General features: G+C 72.8%; 19 protein-coding genes and 1 pseudogene. 10 read left to right on the forward strand and 10 right to left on the reverse strand.

Annotated elements, in window-relative coordinates:
* Both WME85_RS21830 and WME85_RS21835 read left to right on the forward strand, forming a co-directional pair.
* Positions 1-1,107 carry an alpha/beta fold hydrolase gene (locus WME85_RS21830; RefSeq protein WP_437840635.1) on the forward strand — a complete coding sequence of 369 codons (1,107 nt, stop codon included), beginning with the start codon at positions 1-3 and terminating at the stop codon, positions 1,105-1,107.
* Between the two features lie 474 nt (positions 1,108-1,581).
* Complete coding sequence (locus WME85_RS21835) at positions 1,582-1,977, forward strand: SPW repeat domain-containing protein (RefSeq protein WP_437840636.1); 396 nt, start codon at positions 1,582-1,584, stop codon at positions 1,975-1,977.
* 474 nt (positions 1,978-2,451) lie between these two features.
* Here the strand turns inward: WME85_RS21835 and WME85_RS21840 are convergent, their stop codons facing one another.
* On the reverse strand, positions 2,452-2,955 hold the full coding sequence (locus WME85_RS21840) for a hypothetical protein (protein ID WP_437840637.1): 504 nt from the start codon (positions 2,953-2,955) through the stop codon (positions 2,452-2,454).
* A gap of 133 nt (positions 2,956-3,088) precedes the next feature.
* Between WME85_RS21840 and WME85_RS21845 the strand changes: the two genes are divergently transcribed.
* Entirely contained in the window at positions 3,089-3,211 is a 123-nt protein-coding gene (locus tag WME85_RS21845; RefSeq protein WP_437840638.1) for a hypothetical protein, read from the forward strand.
* Here the strand turns inward: WME85_RS21845 and WME85_RS21850 are convergent.
* A complete protein-coding gene (locus WME85_RS21850) occupies positions 3,202-3,558 on the reverse strand; it encodes a nuclear transport factor 2 family protein (RefSeq protein ID WP_437840640.1) in 357 nt (118 codons plus the stop codon). The genes WME85_RS21845 and WME85_RS21850 overlap by 10 nt on opposite strands.
* A gap of 130 nt (positions 3,559-3,688) precedes the next feature.
* Positions 3,689-4,945 (reverse strand): dicarboxylate/amino acid:cation symporter, encoded by a 1,257-nt coding sequence (locus WME85_RS21855; protein ID WP_437311372.1) that lies wholly within the window; start codon positions 4,943-4,945, stop codon positions 3,689-3,691.
* 192 nt (positions 4,946-5,137) lie between these two features.
* Here WME85_RS21855 and WME85_RS21860 point away from each other — a divergent pair, with 192 nt between their 5' ends.
* Together WME85_RS21860 and WME85_RS21865 are read left to right on the forward strand one after the other, a co-directional pair.
* The gene (locus WME85_RS21860) at positions 5,138-6,763 is read left to right on the forward strand and encodes a protein kinase domain-containing protein (protein ID WP_437840642.1); all 1,626 of its coding nucleotides are present in this window, start codon (positions 5,138-5,140) and stop codon (positions 6,761-6,763) included.
* A gap of 194 nt (positions 6,764-6,957) precedes the next feature.
* The gene (locus tag WME85_RS21865) at positions 6,958-7,449 is read left to right on the forward strand and encodes a hotdog fold domain-containing protein (protein WP_437840644.1); all 492 of its coding nucleotides are present in this window, start codon (positions 6,958-6,960) and stop codon (positions 7,447-7,449) included.
* Between the two features lie 51 nt (positions 7,450-7,500).
* Here WME85_RS21865 and map read toward each other — a convergent pair whose 3' ends face one another.
* Positions 7,501-8,250: a type I methionyl aminopeptidase gene (gene map, locus WME85_RS21870; protein WP_437840645.1), complete on the reverse strand. Its 750-nt coding sequence runs from the start codon at positions 8,248-8,250 to the stop codon at positions 7,501-7,503.
* 104 nt (positions 8,251-8,354) lie between these two features.
* On the opposite strand from map, the gene WME85_RS21875 reads away from it, so the two are divergent.
* Both WME85_RS21875 and WME85_RS21880 read left to right on the forward strand, forming a co-directional pair.
* Positions 8,355-8,672 (forward strand): LysR family transcriptional regulator, encoded by a 318-nt coding sequence (locus tag WME85_RS21875; protein WP_437311376.1) that lies wholly within the window; start codon positions 8,355-8,357, stop codon positions 8,670-8,672.
* 56 nt (positions 8,673-8,728) lie between these two features.
* Positions 8,729-10,627: an inositol monophosphatase family protein gene (locus WME85_RS21880; protein WP_437840647.1), complete on the forward strand. Its 1,899-nt coding sequence runs from the start codon at positions 8,729-8,731 to the stop codon at positions 10,625-10,627.
* Between the two features lie 136 nt (positions 10,628-10,763).
* Here WME85_RS21880 and gnd read toward each other — a convergent pair whose 3' ends face one another.
* Entirely contained in the window at positions 10,764-11,747 is a 984-nt protein-coding gene (gnd, locus tag WME85_RS21885; protein ID WP_437840648.1) for a phosphogluconate dehydrogenase (NAD(+)-dependent, decarboxylating), read from the reverse strand.
* Positions 11,748-11,823: 76 nt separating this feature from the next.
* Complete coding sequence (locus WME85_RS21890; protein ID WP_437840650.1) at positions 11,824-12,855, reverse strand: STAS domain-containing protein; 1,032 nt, start codon at positions 12,853-12,855, stop codon at positions 11,824-11,826.
* Positions 12,856-13,265: 410 nt separating this feature from the next.
* On the opposite strand from WME85_RS21890, the gene WME85_RS21895 reads away from it, so the two are divergent.
* The 3 genes from WME85_RS21895 (at position 13,266) to WME85_RS21905 (ending at position 16,408) form a co-directional block, all read left to right on the forward strand.
* Positions 13,266-13,487 carry a hypothetical protein gene (locus WME85_RS21895; RefSeq protein WP_061614183.1) on the forward strand — a complete coding sequence of 74 codons (222 nt, stop codon included), beginning with the start codon at positions 13,266-13,268 and terminating at the stop codon, positions 13,485-13,487.
* A gap of 323 nt (positions 13,488-13,810) precedes the next feature.
* Positions 13,811-14,650, forward strand: coding sequence for a hypothetical protein (locus tag WME85_RS21900; RefSeq protein ID WP_437840652.1), 840 nt, complete (start codon positions 13,811-13,813; stop codon positions 14,648-14,650).
* Between the two features lie 357 nt (positions 14,651-15,007).
* Entirely contained in the window at positions 15,008-16,408 is a 1,401-nt protein-coding gene (locus WME85_RS21905; RefSeq protein ID WP_437840654.1) for a DNRLRE domain-containing protein, read from the forward strand.
* Here WME85_RS21905 and WME85_RS21910 read toward each other — a convergent pair.
* The 4 genes and pseudogenes from WME85_RS21910 to WME85_RS21925 form a co-directional block, all read right to left on the reverse strand.
* Entirely contained in the window at positions 16,393-17,412 is a 1,020-nt protein-coding gene (locus tag WME85_RS21910) for an ABC transporter permease (RefSeq protein WP_437840656.1), read from the reverse strand. The genes WME85_RS21905 and WME85_RS21910 overlap by 16 nt on opposite strands.
* Complete coding sequence (locus tag WME85_RS21915; protein ID WP_437840658.1) at positions 17,412-18,506, reverse strand: ABC transporter permease; 1,095 nt, start codon at positions 18,504-18,506, stop codon at positions 17,412-17,414. Before WME85_RS21915 ends, WME85_RS21910 begins: the two co-directional genes overlap by 1 nt.
* Entirely contained in the window at positions 18,503-19,360 is an 858-nt protein-coding gene (locus WME85_RS21920; RefSeq protein WP_437842341.1) for an ATP-binding cassette domain-containing protein, read from the reverse strand. Before WME85_RS21920 ends, WME85_RS21915 begins: the two co-directional genes overlap by 4 nt.
* 174 nt (positions 19,361-19,534) lie before the next feature.
* Positions 19,535-19,966: pseudogene (locus WME85_RS21925) on the reverse strand (ATP-binding cassette domain-containing protein); the annotation flags it as partial.
* Positions 19,967-19,986 lie beyond the last annotated feature (20 nt).

Genomic DNA, 19,986 nt, shown 5'->3' on the forward strand with positions numbered 1-19,986 from the left:
TTGAGAAGGCTCTCGCTCCCTCGTGTCCTCGCGTCGCTCCTCCTCTCGCTCGCGACCGCACCCGGGTGCGCGCCGGCGGCCCGCCCCGCGGCGCCGCCCGCCGCGCGCCCGGCAGAGCCGCCGAGCGGCCCGCCTGCGGCGCCGCCTGGCGCGCCTCCAGCGGCGGCGCCCGCCGCGGGCCTCGATCCGGAGCTCACGTCGTACGCGTACCCTTATCCGGTCCGGTACCTCGAGGTCGAGTCGCAACGCCAGAAGCTCCGCATGGCGTACATGGACGTGCAGCCCGAAAAGCCGAACGGGCGCGCGGTGCTGCTGCTCCATGGCAAGAACTTCTCCGCGTCCTACTGGGAGCCGACGATCCGCGCGCTGACCGAGCGGGGCTTCCGGGTGATCGCGCCCGATCAGATCGGGTTCGGCAAGTCGACGAAGCCCGCTGCTTACCAGTTCAGCTTCCACGGCCTGGCCGAGACGACGCGCGCGCTGCTCGACTCCCTCGGCGTGCAGCGCGCGGCCGTCGTCGGTCACTCGATGGGAGGGATGCTCGCCGCGCGCTTTGCCCTCATGTTCGCCGAGCGCACAGAGCGCCTCATCCTGGTCAATCCCATCGGCCTCGAGGACTGGAAGACGGTGGTCCCCTACCGCCCCATCGACGCCTGGTACAAGCAGGAGCTCGAGGCGACGCGCGACAGCATCCGCGACTACCAGCGCAAGAGTTACTACGACGGCGCCTGGAAGCCCGAGTACGAGCGCCAGATCGAGGTCCAGGCGGGCTGGACAGAGCACCCCGAGTACCCGCGCGTCGCCTGGTGCTCGGCGCTCACGTACGACATGATCTTCACCCAGCCTGTCGTCTACGAGCTGCCGCGCATCCGTACGCCCACGCTGCTCGTCATCGGGCTGCGGGACCGGACGGCGCTCGGGCGGGCTTGGGCCCCGAAGGAGGCCGCGGACGCGCTCGGCGACTACACGACGCTGGGCAAGAAGGCCGCGCAGGCGATCCCCGGCGCCAGGCTCGTCGAGCTCCCCGGCGTGGGCCACCTGCCGCAGGTCGAGGCGTTCGAGAAGTACCGGGATGCGCTGGTGAAGTTCCTCGAGCAAGCGCCCTGACGACGCTCCTCACGCCGGCGCCACAGCGCTGACTCAGGCCGAGCTGCCGGGCGAGCGCGCTGGACAATCAGGAAAACACGCCCTCTCACGGAGCTCCGGGAGCGCCGAGCGACGATGTCATGGGGCGGGTGAGCGCTCTCGGGGCAATGTGCCACATGAAGAGATGTCGCGACCGGGGGCCAGTCGGCTCGACGCGGCGCTCAGGGGCCCTGGAGCGCTGCTGTCGAGGCGCGCAGCGCCCGCGCGCCGGGCCAGCGCCGGCCGTCTGACGACGCTCATCGCGATGGCGCATCGCGATGGCGCATCGCGACGCCTCCTCGCGATGCCTCCTCGCGATGAAGGAGTGACGTGCTCGCTGAGCTCGCCGGGCGGACGGATCCGTGCCGCCGAGCCACTCTGCGGCATGCGCCTTGCAGCCTCCCTGGCCGACGAAGGCAATCGATCGAATCAAATATTGATTTCAAGGAGTCGGTCATGAAGATCCTGTCGCCTCGAGTTCATGGATATATCGACTATGCTGTCGCGGCCCTTTTCCTGCTGGCCCCTTCGCTGTTCGGCTTCAGCGGGCTGCCCGAGACGCTCTGCTATATCCTGGGCGCGGTGCACCTTGCCATGACGCTGCTCACCGCGTTCCCGCTGGGCGCCGCCAAGGTCATCCCGTTCCCGGTTCACGGCGGGCTCGAGGCGGCGGTCGCCGTCTTCCTCGTCGCGGCGCCGTGGCTGTTCAACTTCGATGAGGCGTCCGCCGCGAGGAACTTCTACCTGGTGTCGGGCGTGGCTGTCGGCCTGGTCTGGCTCATCACCGACTACCGCTCGGCTTACGCGACGACGGCAGCCGGCGTCCGGCCGGAGCACCGGTCGTTCTCGTGACGATGGCTGCGTGAGCGATCCTCGCGAGTCGGCGCGGCGGCCGGGGCACAAACCCGGCCGCGCGCTTTTTGTGGCATGGAGAATCGGCCCCCGCGGTGGTGAACAGGACGAATCCGAGGCGAGCTCATGCTGCGCGATCCGGTGACGGGAGCGACGATCGAGCACCCGTGAGGGAAAATGACGCCGCGAGCCCGGCGCGCCACGCTGGCGCCAGCGCCTCATCGTTCCAGACGAGCTCGGCCACACACCGCGCGCATTCCCGGTGGCGGAGCCGAACCGGCTCATCCGCTGGTTATCTGGAGATCGAGGGGTGGGACCCGGGTCGAGAATACCTGAAGGCCGAGCTCGGCTGTGCTCCTGCACCTCTGTGTTTCGTTGCTGTGTCGCGACACGCACGCACGGCGCTCGAACGGGGGGCTTTCAGCCGGGGCGGCGGCTGGAGCCGCCGCTATTGTGGATGCTCCTCCGCTTCGTTCAACAGGGCGTCCGCTCTGTCCGAACACCCATCCGCTCCCCTGGAGGAAAGCGCCGCGCTCCCCGGGTTCGATATTGCTCCCATGCCGGCAGGGGGTTATTCAAATCGGCGAAACCACTGACGGAGAAAAAAGCCATGATGAACATGCCAATGAGCTCGATGCCGATGATGGGGAACATGATGCCGATGATGAGCGGCATGATGCCGATGAGCGGCATGATGCCGATGATGCCCAACATGATGGGCATGATGCCGATGATGGGTGGCATGATGCCGATGATGCCCAACATGATGGGTATGATGCCGGGCATGATGCCGAACATGATGGGCATGATGCCGAACATGATGGGCATGATGCCGAACATGATGGGCATGATGCCGAACATGATGGGCATGATGCCGAACATGATGGGCATGATGCCGAACATGATGATGCCGGGCATGATGGGCGGCATGATGCCGAACATGATGAACATGATGCCGAGCATGATGATGCCGGGCATGAAGATGGCGGCCTGATAGCGCCATCGCCGGCATGACCGGCGTCGCGCTGGATGTCGAGGGTGGTGCCCGGCACCGCTGTGCGCGGCGCCGCGCCGGTGGCGAGCTGGTCCGGAAGGGCCAGCTCGCTTTCTTTTGTTCCGTGAGATCGTCGCCCTGCTCGCGCTCGCGGCAGGCACGTCGAGCGACCTGCCGCCGCCGATCACGCCCGGCGGCGAGGAGGAGCTCCAGGCGGAGGCGGCCTTCGCCTACTCGTAGTGCGCCAGCCCCTTGATGACCTGCCGCTGCTCGTTGAACACCACGACTTCCGCCACCCTGCGGCCGGACGCCGTCCGGTAGAGGATCGTGAGGCTATCGACGCCAGGAAGCGCCGCTTCCAGCTCGAAGCGGAGCGATGGATCCGCGGCCAACCCCTTCTCCCAGTAGGGCCGGATCGCCGCTTTCCCCTTCAACGTCCCGGAAGGCTCGTGCATCCGCTCCACGATGAACGGCGAGCTCATCTCGAAGTCGTCTGTGTAATGAGAGAAGATCCGCTCCAGGTCGTGAGAGTTCCAGGCGGCGATCCACTCCTGCGCAAAACGTCGAGCAAATTCAGGATTCTGCATCTCCAACCTCCAGCAGCGTCGCTCGTGGAGTTCAGCTCGGCGGAAGCTTCGCGACGGCCGCCTGCCCGCGCCAGCGAGATCCGCGCGGCGCGAGGCGGCCACCTCGCCGGCCGAACCGCCCTCGGGCGGCTCAGCCCCCGGCCTCTCCCTGCGGGCTCGGCTGCGCGTCCCGCGATACGTACACGGCCGCCGCCAGATCCCCCACGACGTTGATCACGGTCCGGCACATGTCGAGGAAGCGGTCGACCCCGAGGACCAAGCCGAGTCCCTCGGGCGGGATGCCCAGCATCCCAAGGATCATCGCGATCACGGGGAGCGACCCGGCAGGGATGCCCGCGGTGCCGATGCCCCCGAGCACCGAGATGAGCATCACGATCGCCTGCTGCCCGAGCGTCAGCGTGACGCCGTAGACCTGCGCCAGGAAGAGCACGGTGACCCCCTCGAACAGCGCCGTCCCGTTCTGGTTCATCGCGGCCCCGGCGGTCAGGACGAAGCGCGCCACGGACGGCGGGAGCCGCAGCTCCTCCTCGGCCACCTTCAGCGACGTCGGCAACGTCGCGTTCGACGAGGCGGTCGAGAACGCCGTCACGATCGCCGTCCGGCTCCCGCGAAAGAAGGCCACCGGCGACATCCCGCCGAGGAAGCGCACCGAGAGCGAGTACACCACGAACATGTGCAGCCCGAGGCCGAGCAGCACCGTGAGGACGTACGCCGCCAGCTGCTGCATGACGCCGATGCCCATCCGGGAGGTGATCGTGAAGAGCAGCGCGCCCACGCCGATCCACGCGAACCGGAGCACCCCCTCGATGAGCCGCATCGAGACGTCGAACAGCCCCTGGATGCCGTCGCGGAGCCGCGCTGCCGCCTCGGTCTGGGTGAGCGACAGGGCGAGGCCGAAGAGCAGCGAGAAGGTGATGACGGCGAGCACGTCGCCCGCCGCCGCCGCCTTGATGACGTTGTCGGGCACCATCGCGATGATCATCCCCACCGGCGAGGTGTCGACCGGCGCGGTCGCCGCCTTGATGCCGCCGCCCTGCGCGAGGCTCCGGACCGCCTCGGGCAGGCCGTCGCCCGGGCGGATCAGGTTCACCAGGACGAGGCCGATCAGCACCGCGATGGTCGAGACGACGGCCGTGTAGCCCAGCGTCCGCAGGCCGAGCCGGCCGACGTGCTTCAGATCGAGCTCGCAGATGCCCATGACGAGCGCCGAGAACAGGATCGGGAGCACGAGCATGAACAGCAGGCGCAGGAAGATCTGGCCCACCGGGTAGGTGATGTGATCGACGATCCAGCCGAGCACCGGAGAGCCCGCCGCGACCGCGTTCGCCGTCAGACCGGCCGCTGCCCCGACCGCGACCCCGAGCAGCATCGTTCGATGCGATGACATGGCGCCACCTTACACAAGCCGCGGCGCCGTGAGCCGCCGAGTTCTCGCCCCGCCGCTCGCGCCCTCCTCGGCCGCCGCGCGCCCTCCTCGGCCGCCGCACCCCGCCTCCGTCGGCGGCGCGCGCCCCCGGGCCGACCGCGGCCCTGGCTGCCTGTCCAAGCCCGCGCGGATCCATTACGCTCGGCGCCGGCCATGCTGAAGCCGGGCGATTCGTTCGAGCGCTACACGATCGAGGCCGCGATCGGGCAGGGGGGGATGGGCTGCGTCTACAGGGCCCACGACGCGCGGCTCGGCCGGCGCGTCGCCGTCAAGGTCATCGCCGGCGGCGCCGTGGACCCCGACGCCGCCGCGCGCCTGCTCCGCGAGGCGCGCGCGGCCGCCGCGCTCGATCACCCGAACGCGGTCTCGATCTTCGACGTCGGCGAGCTCGATGGGACGCCGTTCATCGTGATGGAGCTCGTCGCCGGCCGCACCCTTCGCAGCGCGATCGGCGGCCCCGAGGTGCCGGGCTCGATCCGGGTCGCCTGGCTCGCCGACGTCGGCCGCGCGCTCGCCGCGGCGCACCGGCGCGGGCTCGTCCACCGGGACATCAAGCCGGAGAACGTGATGGTCCGCGACGACGGCGTGATCAAGGTGCTCGACTTCGGCATCGCCCGCCGCGCCGCCGGCGAGGCCGATCCGAGCGCCTCGACCGAGGCGCCCGCGCTGCCGACGCTGACCGCCCTGGGCGTCAAGCTCGGGACGCCAGTGTACATGGCCCCGGAGCAGATCCGCGGCGGGGAGCTCGACGGGCGCGCGGACCAGTTCGCGTGGGGCGTGCTCGCGTTCGAGCTCCTCACGGGCAGGCTGCCCTGGCGCGGCGCCGGCGACATGCTCGCTGTCGTCGCCTCGATCCTCACGGACGAGGCCGATCGCACCCTGCTCGACGCCGCCTCGGTGCCGCCCGCGGTGAGCGCGGTCGTGCTGCGCGCCCTCTCGAAGCGCCCCGAGGAGAGGTTCGCGTCGATGGACGACCTCGTGCGGGCGCTCGAGGCGGCCGGCAGGGGCGAGGCGCCCGCCGCGGCGGCGTCCACGTACTCCGCGCCGCCCGCCTCGAGGGCGAGCGAGGCGCCTCGGGGAGGGGAGACCGCTCGGGGAGGGGAGACCGCAGCGCAGCGGTTCTCGACCGACCAGGTGCGCGACGTCCTCGCGCGGGCGATCGAGCGCCAGGCCTCGGCGGACGGGGGCGCGCCGCGGGGCGACGCGCGCCTCGGCTTCGACGACCTGCTCGCCGCGGCCCAGGAGGTGGGCGTGGACCCGGAGGCGGTGCGCGAGGCGAGCCGGGCGCTGCGCGCGCGCGACGCCGAGCAGAAGACCGGGCTCGCCACCGCCGCCGAGCGCGCCGCGTGGCTCCGGCGCCAGCGCCGCGACTTCTACCGGCACCTCGGCGTTTACTTCATCGTCAACTCGGTGCTGCTCGTGATCGGCGCCGTGCTCGGCGTCGCCTTCTGGGTGTCGCTGGTCCCGCTGCTCTGGGCCATCGGCCTCGGCATCCACGCCCTCGTCGCGTTCACCGCGAACGAGGACGACTGGGCGCAGGAGGTCGAGGGCATGCGGTGGTGGCACGAGCACCATCGCCGCAGGCATGAGCTCGCCATGGCGAAGGTGGCCGGCCGGGGCCTGCCGCCCGCCGCGGCCGAGCGCCAGCGCATCGAGACGGCGCGCGCGGACCGGCGGGGCAGGCTGCGCGTCGAGACGGACACGGCGCGCGCCGAGGGGGAGCAGGCCGAGGAAGAGGCCGCCGCCGCGGTGAGCAAGTCGCAGCGGCGGCGGCGCTGAAGGGCGCAGCGGCGGCAGCGCTGTCCCGAGCTCCGCGGCCAGCAGCTCCGCGCGCAGCCCGCCCCGAGCGCGGCGCCCGGTCCGCATGCGCTAAGCTCGCCGCGCTTCCCACGCTCGCCTCGCCGCCCTCGGAGACCCTCCTAAGCTCGCCGCCCTCGGAGACCCTCCTAAGCTCGCCGCCCTCGGAGACCCTCATGTCCAAGCTGAACCTCATCGCCCGCTCGCTCGCCCCGCTCCAGGTGCTCCCACCCTTCCTGCGCTCCCGGGCGCAGACGGTGCTGTTCCAGCGCATGGTGCCGTTCACGGGGACCGCCGGGATCCAGTTCGACGAGGTGACCTCGGAGCGCGTGGCGCTGCGGCTCGCCAGCGGGCGCAAGGTGCAGAACCACATCGGCGGCGTGCACGCCGCCGCGGCCGGGCTCCTGGCCGAGACGGCGACCGGCTTCGTCGTCGCCGTCAACCTGCCCGACGACAAGCTGCCGCTCCTGCGCAGCATGAAGGTCGACTACAAGCGCCGCGCCCAGGGCGGCCTGCGCGCTGTCGCGACCCTCACGCCCGAGCAGCGCCGGTCGTTCGAGGACCAGCCGAAGGGCGACGTGACCGTCGCGGTCACGGTGACGGACGAGAGCGGCGCGACGCCGATGGAGTGCGAGTTCGTGTGGGCATGGGTGACCAAGGGGAGGTGACGCAGCGACCGCCGCGCCGCCGCGGGCGCCCTGTTCGCGGCCCCCGCGCCCTCAGAGCGTCAGGATCTCGCAGCCGTCCCGCGTGACGAGCACGGTGTGCTCGAACTGCGCCGAGAGGCTGCCGTCCTCCGTGACGATGGTCCACCCGTCGTCGAGCGTGCGGATACGGTGCGAGCCCAGGTTCACCATCGGCTCGATCGTGATCGCCATCCCGGCGCGGAGCCGCATGCCCGCGCCGCGCACCCCCGTGTGGGCGACGTGCGGCGGCAGGTGCATCCTCCGCCCGATGCCGTGCCCGCCTACCTCGCGGACCACGCTGCACCCCTCGGCCCGCGCGAGCTCGTCGATCGCCGCGCCGATGTCGCCGAGCCGCGCCCCGTCGCGCACGACCGCGACCCCTGCGTCCCGGCAGCGCCGGGCGACGTCCACCACGTGCCGCGCCTCGGCGCTCGGCTCTCCGATGAAGAACATCGCCGACGTGTCGCCGTGGTAGCCGTCGAGCTCCGTCGTCACGTCGACGTTGACGATGTCGCCCGGCGCGAGCACCTCGTCGCGCCGCGGGATCCCGTGGCACACGACGTGGTTCCGGCTCGTGCACACCGCCGCCGGGAAGCCCTTGTATCCCAGCTGACTCGGGCGGCCGCCCCGCTGCGCCGTGTCCTCGCGCACCCACCGGTCGATGTCCGCGGTCGTCATGAAGGGCTGGAGCCGCGCCCCGACGGCGGCGAGGGTCGCCGCGGCCGCGCGCCCCGCGCGCCGCATCGCCTCGCACGCGCGAGGCCCAAGGATGTCCACGTTCATGCCAGGCGTATGCGCGCGCCGCGCGAGACCATCCAATACTGTTTTGATCTCGGCGCGCGCGCGCGGCTCCTCACCCGGGCGGCGTTCGCGGTAGAATCGGGCGCGTGAGCCTGTCGCAGATCCGTTACTTCATCGCCGTCGCCGAGGAGGGCCACGTCGGCCGCGCCGCGCGCCGGCTCCACATCGCGCAGCCGCCCCTCAGCCGGCAGATCCGCGGCCTGGAGGACGAGCTCGGCGCGCAGCTGTTCGAGCGCACCGCGCGGGGCATGCGCCTCCTGCCGGCCGGCGCCGCGTTCCTCGACCACGCCCGCACGATCGTCGCGCAGGTCGACGCGGCCGTCGCCGACCTCCGCAGCTACGGCGCCGCGCCGCCTGGCGGGGACCTCGACCCGGGCTGCTGCCGGCGCGCCGACCTGGGCTAGGTTGCCTCGCGTGGAGCGCGTGGAGCGCGTGGAACGCATGGAGCCAGAGGACCGGCATGGGCTACGACGCTGAGCTCGCGCTGGCCGTCGAGGCGGCGCGCCGCGCGGGGTCGCTCCTCCGCGCGGAGTTCCATCGCCCCGGCGGTCCGCGCGGCGCCGGGACGCACGCCGACGTCGACGTGGAGGCCGAGCTCCTGCTGCGGGAGGCGCTGATCCGCGCCACGCCCTACGCGTTCCTCGGGGAGGAGACCGGCGCCGTCGCCGGCGCGGACCCGTCGCACCGCTGGGTGGTGGATCCGAACGACGGCACCGCGTCCTTCCTGCACGGCTACCGCGGCGCCTCGGTCTCGATCGGCCTCCTGCGCGAGGGCACGCCGGTGCTCGGCGTCGTCTTCGCGTACGCCTACCCCGACGACGACGGCGATCTCATCGCCTGGGCGGAGGGCACCGGGCCGATCCGGCGCAACGGCGCCCCCGTCTCGGCCTCGCTCGCCGGCGGCGCGCTCGATCGCTACGCCGTCGTGCTGCTCTCGCAGTCGGCCGACTTCCTCCCGGCCCGCAACGCCCGGTGCGTCGCCCCGGCGCGGTTCCTCTCGCTCCCGAGCCTCGCCTACCGGCTCGCGCTGGCCGCGGTCGGCGAGGGCGTCGCCGCTGTCTCGCTCAGCCGGCCGCAGAGCTGGGATTACGCGGCCGGGCACGCCCTCGTGCGCGCTGCGGGGGGCGAGCTCGTCGACGACGACGGCGCGCCCATCGAGTACACCCCGCAGCGCGAGGGCGAGATCTGCCGCCTCTTCGGCGGCGCCCCCGCGGTGGTCCGGGAGCTCGCGCGGCGCCCGTGGAGCGCCGTCATCCACGGCCGCATCCCGGCGCCGCAGGGGACGTACGGGCTCCTGCGCCCGTCCCGCAGCCTGCTCGTCGAGGGCGCCGGCGCGCTCTCCCGGGCCCAGGGTTGCCTGCTCGGCCAGCTCGCGGGCGACGCGCTCGGCGCGCTCGTCGAGTTCCGGAGCGCGGAGCAGATCGAGCTGATGTACCCGGGCGGGGTCCGGGACCTCGCCGACGGCGGGACGTGGAACACCCTCGCCGGGCAGCCGACCGACGACTCCGAGATGGCGCTCATGCTGGCGCGGTCGATCGTCCGCAAGCGCGGCTTCGTCGCCGAGGCCGCGCTCGACGCGTACGTGCACTGGTACGGCTCTCGCCCGTTCGACATCGGCAACACCACGGCGGCCGCGCTCTCCGCCGCCGCGGGCGCGCCCTCGCCGGGCGCGCGCCGCGACCGCGCGCGGGCCGCCGCGAGCCCGACCAGCGAGGCGAACGGCTCGGTGATGCGCGCCGCGCCCCTCGGCGTCCTCGGCGCGGGCCGCCCGCAGGAGGCCGCGGCCTGGGCGCGCGAGGAAAGCGCGCTCACGCACCCCCATCCGGTCTGCTGCGCCGCCTCCGCCGCGTTCGTCGCGGCGATCGCCGCCGCCGTGGGCGGGGGCGGGGTCGAGGGCGCCTGGGAGGCCGCCCTCGCCGAGGCGGGGCGGAGCGGCGAGCGCGCGGTCCTCGCCGCGCTGGGAGCCGCGCGCCGCGCGCCGCCCCGGAGCTTCTCGCACCAGGCTGGCTGGGTCATGATCGCCCTGCAGAACGCCTTCTATCAGCTCCTCCACGCGCCCTCGCTCGAGCAGGGGCTCGTCGAGACGGTGATGGCCGGCGGCGACACGGACACGAACGCCGCGATCGCCGGCGCGCTGCTCGGGGCGGCGCACGGCCGGGACGCGGTCCCGGATCGCTTTCGCCGCCTCGTGCTCTCCTGCCGCCCGCTCCCCGAGGCAGGGGCGAAGCACCGGCGCCCGCCCGAGCTCTGGCCGGTCGATGCGATGCTCCTGGCCGAGGCGCTCCTCGCCGCGGGGCAGCGAGCGCAGCCCGAGGAGTGCGACCCACCGGAGAGCTTCCGGACCGGGGACATCAGCTAAATTAATAATACTTTCGGCAACTTGCCGAAAATCCGTAAACCTCTTGAAGAGGATGAGAGGTGCCCCGGAGGAGCGACGCCCCGGCGCGCCGGGGCGCGGCCGCGGACCGTGTCCAGGTCGGCCGGTGGGGCGCCGCTCAGCCGCCGGTCGGGCGCTCCAGGTGCCCGCCGAACTTGTGGCGCATCGCGGACAGGACCTTCTCGGCGAAGGTGTGATCGTGGCGGGAGCGGAAGCGCGCGTAGAGCGCCGAGGAGAGCACCTCCGCGGGCACCGCCTCCTCGATCGCGGCCATCACGGTCCAGCGGCCCTCGCCGGAGTCCTGCACGAAGCCGCTGTACCCGCCGAGGTCGGGGCTCTCGGTGAGGGCGATCGCGGTGAGATCGAGCAGCCACGAGCCGACGACGCTGCCGCGCCGCCACACCTCGGCGATCTCGCCGAGGTCGAGGTCGTACCGGTGCTCCTCGGGCAGGCGCGGGGTGGCCGCGTTCTTCAGGATGTCGAACCCCTCGGCGTAGGCCTGCATGAGGCCGTACTCGATGCCGTTGTGGACCATCTTCACGAAGTGGCCGGCGCCGACCGGGCCGCAGTGGAGGAAGCCCTCTTCCGACGTGCCCTGCGCCGCGCTCCGGCCCGGCGTGCGCGGGATGTCGCCCTGGCCCGGCGCGAGCGTCCGCAGGATGGGCAGCACGAGGGAGAACGCCTCGGGCGCGCCGCCGACCATGAGGCAGTAGCCGCGATCGAGCCCCCACACGCCGCCGCTCGTCCCCACGTCGACGTAGCGGATGCCCTTCGGGGCGAGCGCCCTGGCGCGGCGCACGTCGTCCTTGAAGTACGTGTTGCCCCCGTCGATGATCACATCGCCAGGGCCGAGCTTCTCGCCGAGCTCCTGGACCACGTGCTCGGTCGGGGCGCCCGCGGGGAGCATCACCCAGACCACGCGCGGCGACGCGAGCTTCTCCACCGCCTCGCCCAGGGAGGAGGCCGTCTCTGCGCCCTCCTCGCCGAGCTGCTTCACGCTGTCCTGGTTCAGATCGAACGCCACGACCTCGTGGCCGCCGCGCATCAGCCGGCGCGCCATGTTGGCGCCCATCCTCCCGAGTCCGATCATTGCGAGCTTCATCTCTCACGCTCCTGTCTGCGATCGCGGGCGTACCACGGGCGCCGCCGCGGGTCCGGGGCGCTTCTCCCGGAGGCGGTCACCGCGGCTTTGGCCGGATGGCGCCCATCGCGTGCTCGAGCGCGCTCTTCAGCGTGCTGAACACCGGGATCCCCTCGAGGCTGCCGCCGGCTTCCAGGATGCTCGCGACCATCCCCGCCGGGACGCCGGTGATGATGCACTGGCTGCCGAGGAGCCGCGTCGCCGCGAACAGGCGGAGGAGGTGCTCGACGGTCGAGGCGTCGGTCGCCTGCGCGCCGGTGAGGTCCACGATCATGAAGCGGGCGCTGTGCTTGACGATGGCGCCGAGCACCTCGTCCATCATGCGCGTCGCCCTCGCGCCGTCGACCGTGCCGATCACGGGCATGGTGAGCACGCTGTCCCACACCTGGATGATCGGCGTCGACATCTCGAGCATCGCCTCGTGCTGCGCGCGGGCCCGATCGAGCTGGAGGCGCAGCTCGATCTGCACGCGCTCGAGCTCCTCGTTCTGCTCGCGCAGCCGCGCGCTCGCGGCGGCGAGGTCGAGCGAGTTCTTGAGCATCGTGTAGGTGGCGCCGACGTAGAGCGCGTACGTCGTCGCGCTCGCCAGCGCCTTCCGGTCGATCTGGCGCTGGTCTTCCAGCGCGAAGAGCATCGTGCCGATGGTCTTCTTGTAGACCTGGATCGGCACGTGGAACACGACGTCGGGGTCCTCGGCGAGGAGCCAGGCGCGCGCGAGGTCCGACTCCCGCGCCTCGGTCCAGGGCCCCTTGAACCACGCGGCGCGCTGCGCCTCCAGCGCCGCGACCATCCAGGCGTCCACGACGACGCCGCCGCCCTCGGGCGCGCCGTACACGAAGGTGCCGCGCTCGTACCTCGCCGCGATCCGGGCGCCGCCGCCCTCGTTGCCGAGCACGACGCAGAGCCGCTGGGACGGGACGATCCAGCGCGCGCTGGAGCAGACCTCTTCCCAGAGCGAGCGCAGGTCCGGCTGGCTCGCGAGCTTGAGGAGGATCTCGTTCAGGACGCCGAGGACGATCCACCCACCGCCGCCGCTCTCGGAGGGCTGGCCAGAGTCTGGCATCGACATCAGCAATCGGCGTCGAGCGGGGGGCCCGCGGCGTCGGTCCGTGGTTCGATGATCTGCGAGGAGGCCGGCCTCATGACGGTCTCCCGGGTCGCTTCCTCGCAGAGCCCTGGCTCGTCGATGCACGCGACGGGCTCACGACCAGATCGAATCTCGGCACGGTGTACACTCCTCGCGCTCGGCGCGCGACCGCATCTTACCCTGCAACCCGCTCGCGGTGGGAGGTCTCTCGGCCCGCCGGCGCCGGCGCCGGCTCCGCGGCGTCGCGTCGCGTCGTCGTTGCCCGGGCCGCCGCCCATGCCGCGGCGGCCCGCCTGCCGAGGCGCGCTCGCCCCGGTCGGAGGCCGGCGTGCCGCCGCGCTCGCGGCCGCGGCGGGAACGCGCTCGGCAGCGCTGCGTGCTACCGCTAGGGCATGAAGATCAAGGCACGTGACGGCAAGGTCTACGAGGTCGCCTCCGCTCCGCCCGGCGGGAGCCACGAGGTGCGGCTCGACGGCAAGGTGGTCGGCTCGTTCGTGCTCCTGCCCGACGAGACGCAGGTCACCGTGAAGAGCAAGCCTGCCACCGACGCGCTCCTCGTGGACATCGCCGATCGGTTCGTCGCCGAGGGCGGGGCGCCCATGGGGATCAGCTGATTCGAGGCCGAGCCGGCGCTGCGCGGCGGTCCGCGCAGCACCGGATCGGGCACGAGTAGGTTTCGGTATGACTTCATGACCTGACTGGACCGGCGGGTGGGCTCGGATGCGACCCCGCAGCCTGCCCGGGCTGCGTGAATCGAAGCCGGCGCGCTCGCACCGAGGTCGACTCGCGGAGGTGCGAGGTCGAAGAGGCGCGCTTCTCCCGGGCGTGGCGGGGTCGGCGCGGGCGGGACGCGACGCTGCGATCAGACCCGACGGCGCTCGCCGGCCGGATGGCGGCGCGCGCTCGCGTGGCGTGCCGCTTGCTCTCTTGTTCCGGCATGAACCTCGGAACGTGCCTCTCGCTCGCGATCGGGCTCGGCGTGTTGACTGCCGGCGGGCGCGCGAGCGCCTGCGACCCTGTGGATACCAGCGTCTCGGAGGGCTTCCTGCGCGCCGGCGCCCAGGGAGAGCTCGCCACGGTGCCACGCAATGTGGCGATCGTGATCTGGGGCGACCTGCCGGAGCTCTCTCACCTGCTGGTCGAAGACGTTACCGGCACCTCCGTCGCTGGCGCTGGCTCCGACGTTCCTGTCGCCCCGCCTGGGTACAGCGTGATTCGGCCTGCCGAGACGCTGGCGCCCGATACAACGTACCGATTGCGCCTGAGGCCCGGCGTCGAGCGCCTCGTCCGGACCTCGGACGTCATCGACGACTCCGCGCCGAGCGCGCCGGTGCTCGCGAGCGGAGACGTCGAGTTCCACGCCAACGAGCCCGCGTGCGGCGCCAGCAGCTGCGGGGACATGACCACGCTGACCTTCGACCTGGAGACGCCAGGCGAGGACGATCACACGCCCGCCGAGGCGCTGGTCTACGCCGTGTACGTGGGCTTCACCCCGGAGCAAGCGCGCTCCAAGGTGCAGCCGGACGCGTGGCTGGAGAGCGACTCGATGTTCCTCTACGTGGACGAGGACCACGTCGGTCGCGACGTGTACATCGCGGTCTCGGCGATCGACGAGGCCGGCAACGAGAGCGAGCGCAGCGAGGTGTTGCAGGTCGAGCACGAGGCGTCGGGCTGCGCGTTCGCGAGGAGCTCCACGCCGAAGGCGGCGCTCGTCATGCTGCTCCTGGCCGCGCTCGCGCCGCTCCGCCGCGCCGCGCGGAGGACGAAATCGGCGTGACGCGCGTGCCGGTTCGAGGCGGCGCGCAGGCTCGCGTCCACCGGTTCCAGGTCACCCTGTAGCCGATATGCAGTCCGGCCCCCTCCGGACCTGCGCACGCAAGGCTCCGCGTGGAGTCCGACCGGATCGGTCCTGCCTCCACCGCCTCGTCCGGCTTCTCGACGGGCGCACGCAGCTGCCGCCGCCAACCCGGTTCTCGCTGGATCCGCCATGGAGGTCACATCCGAACCATGGAATCCATCGTCCACAGTGCTTCATGAGCTCGTCGGGTATTGCAGGTTCGTTTCATGGCCGCTCTTCTCCCGTCCAGCTCCGGGAGCATTGTGCGTCAGGAGACGCAGGAATATAAGGCGGATCATGCGATACCTCCGGACAGGCGCTGCTCGCGTCTGCTCTCTGCTCCTCGTGCTCGCAGCGCTCCCCGGAACGGCGTTCGGGGCGACCACCGCGATCACGTTCACCATCAACCACGCCGATTGCGGCACCGGCGACTTCGCGCTGTACCTGAACGGCGCTCGCCTCGACACGGTCGCGAGCACCAGCGGCTGCGAATGCAATGAAGCGCCGCTCCAGCGGACGTTCACCGAACCCGAGGTGCTCGCCCTCTACGATCCCGATGCATGCAATGATGTCCGGGTCGATCTCGTCAACGGCTTGACGCTGTTCGTCGGGTTCGTACGCATCGACGTCCAGTCGGACGAGGGCTCGTCGCAGACGTGCCTGTTCGACGCGGCCACGGGCCCGATCCCCTGCGCGGATCGCGATCTCTGCGACGGGTACCACGTCGGGCTCTCGTCGATCGGGCGCCCCGATGGGGACCGCGACGGCATCCCGGAGGGCCCGGGCCTCGGCTGCGACAACTGCCCCGGCAGGAGCAATCCGGACCAGGCCGACCAAGACGAGAATGGGGTGGGCGATGCCTGCGATGCCTGTGCGCGCGGCGACCACGACCGCGATGCCGTCTGCGACGAGGTCGACAACTGCCGTGACGCCAGGAACCCGGACCAGGCCGATAGCGACGGCGACGGCCTCGGTGATGTCTGCGACCCCTGTCCGCGCGGCGGCAGCGACCGCGACAACGATGCCGTCTGCGACCAGATCGACAACTGCCGTGACGCCGGGAACCCGAACCAGGCCGATAGCGACGGCGACGGCCTCGGCGACGCATGCGACAACTGCCCGACCGTCGCGAATGCAGACCAGCTCGACAGCGATGGGGACGGCCGCGGCGACGCATGCGTGGGCGGGTGCGTCACCTTGCAGCGAGGCACCGCCGGCGAGGTCGCGGACGCGGATATCTGGGAGGCGTTCCCCGACTACAACGACGGCCACGTCCCCTACAACGACTCGGGCCTGTCTCACGGCTTCAACAAGCAGGCGCTTTACCGGTTCGGGCTCGACGGCATCCCGGCCGGGGCCACCGTCACGTCGGCCGAGTTCGGCGTTGCCGCCTATGGCCCCGGCGATCAGAGCGTCCGCATCCACCGCATCGCCGCGCCGTGGAGCGAGGACGCCGTCACCTGGAACAGCTTCGCCGCGAGCTACGACGCGCCGGTCGAAGCCGAGCTCCTCTGGGTCGGGCCGTACGCCATGGCGGCGGACCTGACCGAGCTCGTGCAGGCGTGGGTCGACGGCGCGACGCCGAACCACGGCTTCCTCGTCGAGCAGGACCCGATCGGGCGCACGTCCTACCGCTCGAGCGACCACCCCCTCCAGCGCGACCGCCCCTGGCTCGAGGTCTGCTACCTCGCGCCCTGATCCGCGCCCCGCGGCTTCTCCTCCGCGCCCTCGGCGGCCGCCGGGTAGGGCTTGCCGAGCGCCGCCGGCGGCGTCGCGTCGAACGCGCGCAAGAGCGGGCGGCGCGCCGCGTCCGGCAGCAGCGCGCCGAGGCGCTCCAGCAGCCCGCTCGAGGTCAGCCCGAGGACCACGATCATCAGCGCGAACGGCGCCACGCTGAAGACCTGCGTCGGCACCGACGGCAGCGCGCTCTGGCCGAGGCTCGCCATCGACGAGAGCACGCCGAAGAGGTACGCGCCGAGCGCCGCCCGCACCGGGTGGAAGCCGCCGAAGATCACGATCGCGAGCGCGATCCAGCCGTAACCCGCGGTGTGGCGGTGGCTCCAGCCGGCCTTGAAGTCGAGCGAGTACGCCGCGCCGCCGACGCCCACGAGCGCGCCGCCCACCAGGGTCGCCGCCGTGCGCACCCGCGCCACGTGCGCCCCGCGGGCGTGCGCCGCCGCCGGCTGCTCGCCCACGGCCCGCAGCAGGAGCCCCGCGCGCGTGCGGTAAAGGAAGAGCCACGCGCCGGCGACGAGGGCGTAGCTCGCGTACACCACCGGATCGCTCTGGAAGAACAGCGGCCCCAGGACCGGCACGTCCCGCAGCACCGGGATCGACACCGCCGACACCGTCGGCCCGGGCACGCGCACGAACGGGCCGCCGAGCACCGACGACAGATCCGCGCAGAGCATCGCCAGCACGAAGCCGATCGCGATCTGCGACCGGCGCAGGTGGATGCCGCCGATCGCCACGACGAGCGCGACGAGCGCCCCGCTCGCCGCCGCGGCGGCGAAGCCGGCGAGGACGCTCCCGGTCGACAGGGCGGCCGCGAAGCCCACCATGGCCGAGAGCATCATCGCGCCCTCGGCCGAGAGGTTGATGACCCCGGCCCGCTCGGCCAGCGTCTCGCCGACCGCCGCGTACACGAGCGGCGTCGACGCCGCGAGGGCCGTCGCGAGCAGCGAGAGGACCTCCCCGTCCATCACGCCTCCTCCGGCCGGGCGGCGCCGCGCGCCTTCCACGGGGACAGGAGCGCGAGCAGCACGAGCACGCCCTGGAGCACGCCCGAGAGCGAGGACTCCAGGCCGAGCGTCATCGGGAGCTTCAGGCTGCCGACGTTGAGCGCGCTGAAGAACAGGGCGATCGGCGCGACGAGCGCGGCGCGCCGGCCGGCGAGCATCACCACGAGCAGCGCCAGGAAGCCGAGGTTGCTCGAGACGTTCGGGATGAGCCGGTGGAAGGTCCCGAGCACCTGCACGGCGCCGGCCACGCCGGCGAGCGCGCCCGAGATCGCGAACGCGAGGAGCATCTCCCGCGCCGCCGGGACGCCGAGCACCTCCGCTGCCTGAGGGCTCAGCCCCACCGCCCGCAGCCGGAGCCCGAAGTGCGTCCGCCCGAGCACCACCGCGGTCCCGACCAGCGCGAGGGCCGCGAGCAGGAGCGCGGCCGGGCTCAGCTCGGTGCCGCCGAGCGTGGACAGCCAGAGCGCGCTGTCGAGCGGCTCGGTGCCGGCCATCGAGGCGACCCCGGGGCGCTTCCACGGCCCGAAGACGAGGTAGAGCACCGCCCCCTGCGCCACGAAGTTCATGCCCAGGCCCGCGAAGATCTCGCTCACCCGGCCGCGCGTGTGCAGCGCGCCGGTGAGGGCGCCCCAGAGCGCCCCGCCGAGCGCCCCCGCGGCGATGCAGAGCGCGACCGCGGCCCCCGCGGGGAGGCCCGGCCACAGCGCGCGCGCCGCGCCCGTCGCGCAGACGGCCCCGATGACGAGCTGCCCCTCGACGCCGAGGTGGTACAGGCCGGCGCGGAACGTGAAGAGCAGGCCGCTGCCGCAGAGCAGCAGCGGCGCCAGCGTGGCGAGCACGCGCGCCGCTTGGTCCACCGAGCCGAACGCGCCCTCCCACAGGCTCGCGGCGACCGCGGCCGGCGAGGCGCCGAGGACGGCGCAGAGGCCCGCCACGAGCGCGAGCGACAGCGCGGGGGTCAGCGCGCGCGCGGCGGCCGCGCGGATCCACGCCGCCCACGCCGCCCACGCCGCGCGCGCGCTGGCCCACGCCCGACCGGCCGGCTCGGGGCTCATCGGCCGGGCCCCGCGGTCGCCGCGAGCTCCGCCGGGGCGGGCGCGGCCTCGTCGAGCTCGCCGCCGATCATCCGCCCGAGCCGGTCCAGCGTCAGCTCCGCCACGCTGACCGGCCGCGAGACGCGCCCGCCGCTGAACACGAGGATCCGGTCGCTGTAGCGCATGAGCTCATCGAGCTCGGACGACGCGAACACGAGCGCTGTGCCGGCCCGGCACCGCGCGAGGAGCTGCTCCCACACCCAGCGGGCGGACTCGATGTCGAGCCCGCGGGTCGGGTGCTCCAGGAGGAGCAGCGTGAGATCGGCAGGGAGGAGCGCGAGCTGGGTGCGCTGCTGGTTGCCGCCCGAGAGCAGCTCCACCGGCGTCTCCGGCCGCCCCCGGATCCGGAACGCCTCGATGGCTTGCTCGGCGGCGCGGCGCACCTCGAGCGCGCGCAGGACGAGCCCCGGCCGGGGCGCGCGCAGCGCGACGTGCTCCGCGATGGAGAGGCCCGCGATGAGGCCCTCGCGGCGGCGGTCCGCGGGCAGGTAGCCCACGCCGGCGCGCAGGAAGGCCGGGTAGGGGCGGCCGGTCAGGTCGGCCCCGCCGATCGCGACGAGGCCCCGCCGCGGCCGGAGCAGCCCCGCGCAGGCGCGGAGCAGCAGGCGCTGGCCGCTCCCCTCGAGGCCCGCGAGCCCCAGCACCTCGCCGCGTCGGACGGCGAGGCGCGGGACGCGGAGGTCGAGCCGGTGGTCGCCGACCCCGGCGTCCTCGAGCGAGAGCGCGACGCCGTCGCCCGCCGTCGGGGGCCGCTCCGGCGGCGCGAGCGCCTTGCCGAACATCAGCGCGACGAGCCGATCGGCCCCGGCCGGCATCTCCGCCTCCCCGGCCACCTTGCCCTGCCGCAGCACCGTCACGCGGTCGCAGAGCGCCTCGACGTCCGAGAGCTTGTGCGACACGAGGACGATCGCCCTGCCTTCCTGCTTGAGCCGCCGCAGGGCGGAGAACAGGGCGTCCTGCTGCGCGGCGGAGATCCCCGTCGTGGGCTCGTCGAGGAGGAGCGCGCGGACGCCCAGCGAGAGGAGCCGCAGGAGCTCGATCTGCTGGCGCTCCCCCAGGGTCAGCCGGCCGACCTGCTCGTCCGGGTCCACGGAGAAGCCGAAGCGCGCCGCGAGGGCGAGCAGCTCCTCGCGCGCGGCGCGACGGGAGAGGAAGAGGCCCGCGGCGCGCGCGCGGGGCCTCGCGGCGAGGAAGCTCTCCAGGACGGTGAGGGGCGGGAAGTCGAGCGGCTCCTGGTGGAGCACGCCGACGCCGGCGGCGAGGGCGTCGGCAGGGCTCGCGAGCGCGACCGGGCGGCCGTCGAAGAGCAGGCGGCCTGCGTCGGGGCGGAGGAGCCCGCCCAGGACGCGGAGCAGGGTGCTCTTGCCGGCGCCGTTCTCGCCGAGCAGGCCGTGCACGGCGCCCGCCTGGATCGTCAGCGACACGTCGTCGTTGGCCGCGA

It is taken from the genome of Sorangium sp. So ce1153, assembly GCF_051521595.1.
In the GTDB taxonomy this organism is placed as follows: Bacteria; Myxococcota_A; Polyangia; order Polyangiales; family Polyangiaceae; genus Sorangium.

Excerpts from the sequence above, each read along its gene's own strand:
- WME85_RS21835 (WP_437840636.1), top strand. The coding sequence starts at position 1,582 with ATGAAGATCCTGTCGCCTCGAGTTCATGGATATATCGACTATGCTGTC.
- WME85_RS21840 (WP_437840637.1), bottom strand. The coding sequence starts at position 2,955 with ATGCCCGGCATCATCATGCTCGGCATCATGTTCATCATGTTCGGCATC.
- WME85_RS21850 (WP_437840640.1), bottom strand. The coding sequence starts at position 3,558 with ATGCAGAATCCTGAATTTGCTCGACGTTTTGCGCAGGAGTGGATCGCC.
- WME85_RS21855 (WP_437311372.1), bottom strand. The coding sequence starts at position 4,945 with ATGTCATCGCATCGAACGATGCTGCTCGGGGTCGCGGTCGGGGCAGCG.
- WME85_RS21860 (WP_437840642.1), top strand. The coding sequence starts at position 5,138 with ATGCTGAAGCCGGGCGATTCGTTCGAGCGCTACACGATCGAGGCCGCG.
- WME85_RS21865 (WP_437840644.1), top strand. The coding sequence starts at position 6,958 with ATGTCCAAGCTGAACCTCATCGCCCGCTCGCTCGCCCCGCTCCAGGTG.
- map (WP_437840645.1), bottom strand. The coding sequence starts at position 8,250 with ATGAACGTGGACATCCTTGGGCCTCGCGCGTGCGAGGCGATGCGGCGC.
- WME85_RS21880 (WP_437840647.1), top strand. The coding sequence starts at position 8,729 with ATGGGCTACGACGCTGAGCTCGCGCTGGCCGTCGAGGCGGCGCGCCGC.
- gnd (WP_437840648.1), bottom strand. The coding sequence starts at position 11,747 with ATGAAGCTCGCAATGATCGGACTCGGGAGGATGGGCGCCAACATGGCG.
- WME85_RS21890 (WP_437840650.1), bottom strand. The coding sequence starts at position 12,855 with ATGTCGATGCCAGACTCTGGCCAGCCCTCCGAGAGCGGCGGCGGTGGG.
- WME85_RS21895 (WP_061614183.1), top strand. The coding sequence starts at position 13,266 with ATGAAGATCAAGGCACGTGACGGCAAGGTCTACGAGGTCGCCTCCGCT.
- WME85_RS21900 (WP_437840652.1), top strand. The coding sequence starts at position 13,811 with ATGAACCTCGGAACGTGCCTCTCGCTCGCGATCGGGCTCGGCGTGTTG.
- WME85_RS21905 (WP_437840654.1), top strand. The coding sequence starts at position 15,008 with ATGCGATACCTCCGGACAGGCGCTGCTCGCGTCTGCTCTCTGCTCCTC.
- WME85_RS21910 (WP_437840656.1), bottom strand. The coding sequence starts at position 17,412 with ATGGACGGGGAGGTCCTCTCGCTGCTCGCGACGGCCCTCGCGGCGTCG.
- WME85_RS21915 (WP_437840658.1), bottom strand. The coding sequence starts at position 18,506 with ATGAGCCCCGAGCCGGCCGGTCGGGCGTGGGCCAGCGCGCGCGCGGCG.
- WME85_RS21920 (WP_437842341.1), bottom strand. The coding sequence starts at position 19,360 with ATGCCGGCCGGGGCCGATCGGCTCGTCGCGCTGATGTTCGGCAAGGCG.